A 7,227-nucleotide genomic window follows, 5' to 3' on the forward strand; every position below is an offset into this window, starting at 1 on the left:
TCGAGGTCTCGCCGGAATATGCCGGCCAACGCATCGACAATTTTCTCCTGGCCAGGCTCAAAGGCGTGCCCAAGACCTTGATTTACCGCATCTTGCGTAAAGGTGAAGTGCGGGTGAACAAGGGTCGGATCAAGCCCGAGTACAAGTTGCAGGCGGGCGATATCGTCCGCGTGCCGCCGGTTCGCGTGCCCGAGCGTGACGAACCTGTGCCCTTGGCCCAGGGTTTGTTGCAACGCCTGGAAGCCTCGATTGTCTTCGAAGACAACAAGCTGATCGTGATCAACAAGCCTTGCGGTATTGCGGTTCATGGCGGCAGTGGGCTGAATTTCGGTGTGATCGAAGCCTTTCGTCAGTTGCGCCCGGATGCCAAGGAGTTGGAGCTGGTCCATCGCCTCGACCGCGACACTTCTGGCCTGCTGATGATCGCCAAGAAACGCAGCATGTTGCGCCACCTGCACACCGCCCTGCGTGGCGACGGTGTGGACAAGCGCTACATGGCGCTGGTGCGCGGCAACTGGGCCAGTTCCATCAAGAGCGTCCGCGCGCCGTTGCAGAAGAGCAACCTGCGTTCCGGCGAGCGCATGGTGGAAGTGGACGAGGAGGGCAAAGAAGCCCTGACCCTGTTCAAGGTGCTGCGCCGCTTCGGTGACTTCGCCACCCTGGTCGAGGCCAAGCCTGTGACCGGGCGTACCCATCAGATTCGCGTGCACACCTTGCACGCCGGCCATTGCATTGCCGGCGATACCAAGTACGGCGACGAGGATTTCTCCAAGGAAATCCGCGACCTGGGTGGCAAGCGCCTGTTCCTGCACGCCTATATGCTCACAGTGCCACTGCCTGATGGTGGCGAGTTGAAACTGCAGGCGCCGGTCGATGAGATGTGGGCCAAGACCGTGGAGCGTTTGAGTGTCGCACCTTGATTACAAGCTGCTGATTTTCGATTGGGACGGCACCCTGGCCAACTCCATTGGCCGGATTGTCGAGTCTATGCACGCGGCGTCGACCCGCTCGGGCTATGCGCTGTGCACCGATCATGCGGTCAAGGGCATCATCGGCCTGGGCCTGCCTGAGGCGATTCGTACCTTGTACCCCGAGATCAGCGACGCTGAGCTGGTCACCTTTCGTGATCACTACGCCGATCACTACATCGCCCTGGAGGCCACGCCTTCGCCGTTGTTCGACGGTGTGGTGCAGTCTCTGGAGGCGTTCCGCGCCGAGGGTTATCACCTGGCGGTCGCCACCGGCAAGGCGCGTCGCGGGCTGGACCGTGTGCTCAAGGCCCACGGTTGGGAAGATTATTTTGATATCACCCGCGCCGCCGATGAAACTGCCAGCAAGCCTCACCCTCTGATGCTGGAGCAGATCCTGTCCCATTGCGGCGTGTCGCCACGCCAGGCCTTGATGGTGGGTGATGCTTCCTTCGACCTGATGATGGCGCGCAATGCGGGCATGGACAGTGTGGCGGTCAGCTATGGCGCCCAGGCTGCCGAGGCCTTGCAGCAATACGAGCCGCGTCTGACGATCGATCATTTTTCCGAATTGCAGGCCTGGCTCAGCCGGGCCCAATAAGTCTTTGCTGGGGTTGATGGCATGAGTGACGAGTGGAAAGCGCCCGAAAAGGCTGAAAACAGCGACGACAAAAGCTGGAAACTGCTGGAGAAAACCCTCCTGGCCAGCGTCCAGGAACAGCGCCGAGCACGGCGCTGGGGGATTTTCTTCAAGCTGCTAACGTTCGTCTGGCTTATCGCCATGCTTGCATTGTTCAGCCCGCTGATGGACATGGAAAAAAGCGCAACCCGTGGTGCCAACTACACCGCCCTGATCGAAGTGCGCGGGGTGATTGCCGACAAGGAGTCCGCCAGCGCCGACAACATCGTCAGCAGCCTGCGTGCCGCGTTTGAAGACCCCAAGGTCAAGGGCGTGATCCTGCGCATCAACAGCCCAGGCGGCAGCCCGGTGCAGTCCGGCTATGTGTACGACGAGATTCGCCGCCTGCGTGGCCTGCACCCGGATACCAAGCTGTATGCGGTGATTTCCGACCTGGGGGCGTCGGGTGCCTATTACATCGCCAGTGCTGCCGACCAGATCTACGCCGACAAGGCCAGTCTGGTGGGTTCCATCGGTGTGACGGCAGCCGGCTACGGCTTTGTCGGCACCATGGAGAAGCTCGGTGTAGAGCGTCGCACCTACACGTCGGGCGAGCACAAGTCTTTCCTGGATCCGTTCCAGCCGCAGAAGGCTGACGAAACCCAGTTCTGGCAGGGCGTGCTCGACACCACGCATCGTCAGTTCATCGCCAGCGTGAAGCAGGGGCGCGGCGATCGTCTGAAGGACAAAGACCATCCGGAGTTGTTTTCCGGCCTGGTGTGGTCGGGTGAACAAGCGTTGCCGCTGGGCCTGATCGACGGCCTGGGCAGTGCCAGTTCGGTGGCGCGGGATGTGATTGGCGAGAAAGAGTTGGTGGACTTCACCGTCGAAGAGTCGCCATTTGACCGGTTCTCCAAGCGGCTGGGTGCCAGCGTGGCAGAGAAGCTGGTGTTGTATATGGGCTTCCAGGGCCCGACGCTGCGCTGACAGTCCAAGGTCAAAAAGAACCGGCCCTTGCGGCCGGTTTTTCGTACGTCAGGGGATCTGTACGCCTTCGGCCAGCAGCATATCCACCAGTCGGATCAGTGGCAGGCCTACCAGGCTCGTCGCATCCGGCCCTTCTGTGCTCTGGAACAGGCTCACGCCCAACCCTTCAGCCTTGAAACTGCCTGCACAGTCATACGGCTGCTCAATCTGCAGGTAACGCTCGATGCGTTCCGCGTCCAGTTCACGCATGTGCACGGTAAAAGGTACGCAGTCGACCTGGCATTGACCGGTTTTGCTGTTGAGCAGCGCCAGGCCAGTCAGGAAGCTCACACGCTTGCCACTCGCGGCCAGCAATTGTTCGCGAGCGTTTTCGAAGGTGTGGGGTTTGCCGATGATCCGGCCATCGAGCGCCGCGACCTGGTCGGAGCCTATAATCAGGTGCCCTGGATGGCTGGTGGCGAGGGCGCAGGCTTTCTGTTCGGCCAGGCGCTTGACCAGTTCCACGGCGGACTCATTTTCACGGTGGCTTTCGTCGATATCCGGTGAGCTGCAGATGAACGGCAGGTGCAGGCGGCTCAGCAATTCCCGGCGATAAACCGAGCTGGATGCGAGTAATAAAGGCAGCATGGGCGTCTCCTCAGGGCAGCCGGGGATTCTAGCGGGGCGACCGGCTGACGCACAGGGCTGAATTTCCTTTGACATGGCTGGGTGCATCCCTATAATGCTGCGCCTATGTTGAATGACCCGATTCCACCTCACGTTGACCCGCGCAAATTGGCTGATCGTGGCACTTCCCTTCAAGGTGAATTGCTGCTGGCCGATTTGGAGAGACTCTGCGACCCGCTTTCCGACACTGTCGGTACGGTGCAGGCCAAATTCGTTTTTGAACGAGATGAACGTAAGTCTGTGGTAATCCACAGCTTTATCGACACCGAAGTCAAAATGGTTTGCCAGCGTTGTCTTGAGCTGGTCACCCTGCCGATTCACAGCGAGTGCAGTTATGCTGTGGTGAAGGAGGGTGCGAATACCCAGTCGTTGCCGAAAGGTTATGACGTGCTGGAACTGGGCGAAGATCCATTGGATCTGCATGCACTGATCGAGGAGGAGCTTCTGCTCGCCTTGCCCATTGTGCCTGCTCATCATCCGGAAGAATGCCAGCAGCCGGAGGGGCTCGATGACGAGCCCGAACCGAGCGAGGACGAGGTAACGCGGTCCAACCCGTTCAGTGTATTGGCGCAGTTAAAGCGTGACCCAAACGTTTAGGAGTTAATCAATTATGGCTGTTCAGCAGAACAAAAAATCCCGCTCTGCCCGTGACATGCGTCGTTCGCACGATGCCCTGACGGCGAGCACTCTGTCTGTAGAAAAAACCACCGGTGAAATTCACCTGCGTCACCACGTATCGCCAGAAGGCGTATACCGTGGTCGTAAAGTGATCGACAAGGGCGCTGACGAGTAATCACTTGTCTGCTCTAGTCATCGCGATAGACGCAATGGGCGGGGACTTCGGTCCCCGCAGCATTGTTCAGGCCTGCATTGCCAGCCTGTCTGCTACACCCTCGCTGCACCTGACCCTTGTCGGTCAACCCTCCCTACTTGAAGAACTGATTGCCAGCCATCCGGCGGTGGATCGCGCGCGCCTGACGATTACGCCAGCGAGCGAAACCATCACCATGGATGAAAAGCCAGCGGCGGCTTTGCGTGGCAAGCCCGACTCTTCGATGCGGGTGGCGCTGGAGCTGCTGCGTGATGGCAAGGTGCAAGCCTGTGTCAGCGCCGGCAATACCGGGGCCCTGATGGCGTTGTCGCGGTTTGTGCTCAAGACCTTGCCCGGTATTGATCGGCCGGCGATGGTCGCGGCGATTCCGACGCAGAAAGGCTACTGCCAACTGTTGGACCTGGGCGCGAACGTCGATTGCAGTGCCGAGCACCTGTTCCAGTTTGCCGTGATGGGCTCGGTGGCCGCCGAAGCGCTGGGTGTTGCCCGGCCACGGGTGGCCTTGCTGAATATCGGCACCGAAGACATCAAGGGTAACCAGCAGGTCAAGCTGGCCGCCACTTTGCTGCAAGGCGCGCGTGGCTTGAACTACATCGGTTTTGTCGAGGGTGACGGTTTGTACCGTGGCGAAGCCGATGTAGTGGTGTGCGACGGGTTTGTCGGAAATATCCTGCTTAAATCCAGCGAAGGCTTGGCGACCATGATCGCTACGCGTATCGAGGCGTTGTTCAAGCAGAACCTGGCGTCGCGCCTGGTTGGCGCCCTGGCGCTGCCGTTGATGCGTCGCCTGCAGGCCGACCTCGCCCCGGCACGGCATAACGGTGCGAGTTTCCTGGGGTTGCAGGGCATTGTGGTGAAAAGCCATGGCTCGGCGGGTGTGGAAGGCTTTCAAAGTGCGATTGCGCGGGCCCTGATCGAGATCCAGGAAAACCTGCCGCAACGCTTGCACGGCCGTCTTGAGGACCTGTTGCCTTAGGCGAATCGGCCCGAGAGTGCTTAAATGTGACCGGCCAGTTCAATTGACCATCCAATCTGTCAGTTTCGTGTGCTCCCACCGTAGGAGTGCGCATTTTTGACGACCAGATCATTAGGGGCTTGTTACATGTCTACATCCCTCGCATTCGTCTTTCCAGGGCAGGGTTCGCAGTCCCTCGGCATGTTGGCCGAGCTGGGCGCGCAATACCCGCTGGTCCTGGACACCTTTAAAGAGGCTTCCGACGCCCTCGGTTACGACCTGTGGGCACTGACCCAGCAAGGGCCGGAAGAGCAGCTCAATCAAACCGATAAAACCCAGCCGGCCATTCTGACCGCTTCGATCGCCCTGTGGCGCTTGTGGCTGGCGGAAGGCGGCGCGCGTCCGGCATTCGTCGCCGGTCACAGCCTGGGCGAATACAGCGCACTGGTTGCCGCGGGCAGCCTGACCCTCGGTGAGGCGGTCAAGCTGGTCGAGCGCCGTGGCCAACTGATGCAAGAAGCCGTTCCGGCCGGGCAGGGCGGCATGGCCGCTATCCTGGGCCTGGATGACGCCGTGGTGATCGAAGCCTGCGCCGAAGCGGCCCAGGGCGAAGTGGTCAGCGCCGTGAACTTCAACTCGCCTGGCCAGGTGGTGATCGCCGGTGCCAAGGCTGCGGTGGAGCGTGCCATCGAAGGCTGCAAAGCCCGTGGCGCCAAGCGTGCGCTGCCATTGCCGGTGAGCGTGCCGTCGCACTGCGAGCTGATGCGTCCGGCGGCCGAGCGTTTTGCCGAGTCCATCGCTGCCATCAACTGGCAGGCGCCGCAGATTCCGCTGGTACAGAACGTCAGCGCAGCCGTGGCTGCCGACCTCGACACCCTCAAGCGCGACCTGCTGGAACAACTCTACAAGCCCGTACGCTGGGTTGAATCGGTTCAGACCCTGGCGGCCAATGGCGCCACCGAGCTGGTCGAGTGCGGTCCGGGCAAAGTCCTGGCCGGCCTGAACAAGCGCTGCGCCGATGGCGTGTCGACTGCCAACCTCAATACCCCGGATGCCTTCGCTGCCGCTCGCGCGGCACTGGCCTAATCCCCGAACTAAGGAGAAGCCTGCATGAGTCTGCAAGGTAAAGTTGCACTGGTTACCGGCGCAAGCCGTGGCATTGGCCAGGCGATCGCCCTGGAACTGGGCCGTCAGGGCGCCGTTGTGATCGGCACCGCCACTTCCGCTTCGGGCGCCGAGCGTATCGCCGCGACCCTGAAGGAAAACGGCGTGCAAGGGACTGGCCTTGAGCTGAACGTGACCAGTGATGAGTCCGTGGCTGCCGTACTGGCCGAGATCACCGCACAGTTCGGTGCGCCGGCGATTCTGGTGAACAACGCCGGTATCACCCGCGACAACCTGATGATTCGCATGAAAGACGACGAGTGGTACGACGTGGTCGACACCAACTTGAACAGTCTGTTTCGCCTGTCCAAGGGCGTTTTGCGCGGCATGACCAAGGCGCGCTGGGGCCGAATTATCAATATTGGCTCCGTAGTGGGTGCCATGGGCAACGCAGGCCAAGTAAACTACGCCTCCGCCAAAGCCGGTCTGGAAGGTTTCAGCCGTGCATTGGCACGTGAAGTCGGCTCGCGGTCGATTACGGTCAACTCGGTGGCCCCAGGGTTCATCGACACCGATATGACCCGTGAGCTGCCGGAAGCACAGCGTGAAGCCTTGCTGACGCAGATTCCGCTGGGCCGTCTGGGCCAGGCCCAAGAGATCGCGAATGTGGTCACTTTCCTGGCATCCGACGGTGCGGCATACGTGACTGGGGCTACAATCCCGGTGAACGGCGGGATGTACATGAGTTAAATTGTGACGGATCGCTTCAAAAAAATGTCATACGAGCTGTCTAAAATCCGTTATAAAGCTGCAACTTAATTTATAGGCAGGTGGCCGACCGGGTACAGGGTGAAGCTTTCAGTTGAAAAGCTGAAAAGGCTTTCTATACACTTACCCACTGGCCAGCTGCCTGAATTTGTCCATTAGGAGTTAAACAAGGTATGAGCACCATCGAAGAGCGCGTCAAGAAAATCGTCGCCGAGCAACTGGGCGTTAAAGAAGAAGAAGTGGTCAACACTGCTTCCTTCGTAGAAGACCTGGGTGCCGATTCCCTTGACACCGTTGAGCTGGTGATGGCTCTGGAAGAGGAATTCGA

At 60.0% G+C, this 7,227-nt stretch carries 10 protein-coding genes; 9 read left to right on the forward strand and 1 reads right to left on the reverse strand.

The genetic code is table 11. From position 1 onward, the window contains the following. The 3 genes from rluC to ACP7A2_RS26935 all read left to right on the forward strand — a co-directional run. Positions 1-920, forward strand: a 920-nt coding sequence (gene rluC, locus ACP7A2_RS26925) for a 23S rRNA pseudouridine(955/2504/2580) synthase RluC (protein ID WP_426136828.1), incomplete at its 5' end; no start/stop codon positions are given. Beyond that, entirely contained in the window at positions 907-1,569 is a 663-nt protein-coding gene (locus tag ACP7A2_RS26930) for an HAD-IA family hydrolase (RefSeq protein ID WP_426126248.1), read from the forward strand. The genes rluC and ACP7A2_RS26930, both read left to right, overlap by 14 nt. A gap of 21 nt (positions 1,570-1,590) precedes the next feature. Next, entirely contained in the window at positions 1,591-2,574 is a 984-nt protein-coding gene (locus ACP7A2_RS26935; RefSeq protein ID WP_426126250.1) for a S49 family peptidase, read from the forward strand. 48 nt (positions 2,575-2,622) lie between these two features. On the opposite strand, the gene ACP7A2_RS26940 is transcribed toward ACP7A2_RS26935, so the two are convergent. Then, positions 2,623-3,201 carry a Maf family protein gene (locus tag ACP7A2_RS26940; protein ID WP_426126252.1) on the reverse strand — a complete coding sequence of 193 codons (579 nt, stop codon included), beginning with the start codon at positions 3,199-3,201 and terminating at the stop codon, positions 2,623-2,625. Positions 3,202-3,306: 105 nt separating this feature from the next. On the opposite strand from ACP7A2_RS26940, the gene ACP7A2_RS26945 reads away from it, so the two are divergent. The 6 genes from ACP7A2_RS26945 to acpP form a co-directional block, all read left to right on the forward strand. Then, positions 3,307-3,837 carry a YceD family protein gene (locus ACP7A2_RS26945; RefSeq protein ID WP_017737760.1) on the forward strand — a complete coding sequence of 177 codons (531 nt, stop codon included), beginning with the start codon at positions 3,307-3,309 and terminating at the stop codon, positions 3,835-3,837. A gap of 13 nt (positions 3,838-3,850) precedes the next feature. Next, the gene (gene rpmF, locus ACP7A2_RS26950; protein ID WP_008152339.1) at positions 3,851-4,033 is read left to right on the forward strand and encodes a 50S ribosomal protein L32; all 183 of its coding nucleotides are present in this window, start codon (positions 3,851-3,853) and stop codon (positions 4,031-4,033) included. Positions 4,034-4,037: 4 nt separating this feature from the next. Further along, positions 4,038-5,048 (forward strand): phosphate acyltransferase PlsX, encoded by a 1,011-nt coding sequence (plsX, locus tag ACP7A2_RS26955; RefSeq protein ID WP_177110762.1) that lies wholly within the window; start codon positions 4,038-4,040, stop codon positions 5,046-5,048. A gap of 126 nt (positions 5,049-5,174) precedes the next feature. Further along, positions 5,175-6,113: an ACP S-malonyltransferase gene (gene fabD, locus ACP7A2_RS26960; RefSeq protein ID WP_177074055.1), complete on the forward strand. Its 939-nt coding sequence runs from the start codon at positions 5,175-5,177 to the stop codon at positions 6,111-6,113. Positions 6,114-6,137: 24 nt separating this feature from the next. After that, on the forward strand, positions 6,138-6,881 hold the full coding sequence (gene fabG / locus ACP7A2_RS26965) for a 3-oxoacyl-ACP reductase FabG (protein WP_426126256.1): 744 nt from the start codon (positions 6,138-6,140) through the stop codon (positions 6,879-6,881). 191 nt (positions 6,882-7,072) lie between these two features. Continuing rightward, positions 7,073-7,227 (forward strand): acyl carrier protein (gene acpP, locus ACP7A2_RS26970; RefSeq protein ID WP_426136829.1); only part of this gene is annotated, 155 nt, incomplete at its 3' end.

This window comes from Pseudomonas sp. PWP3-1b2, assembly GCF_049896045.1.
In the GTDB taxonomy this organism is placed as follows: Bacteria; Pseudomonadota; Gammaproteobacteria; order Pseudomonadales; family Pseudomonadaceae; genus Aquipseudomonas; species Aquipseudomonas antarctica_B.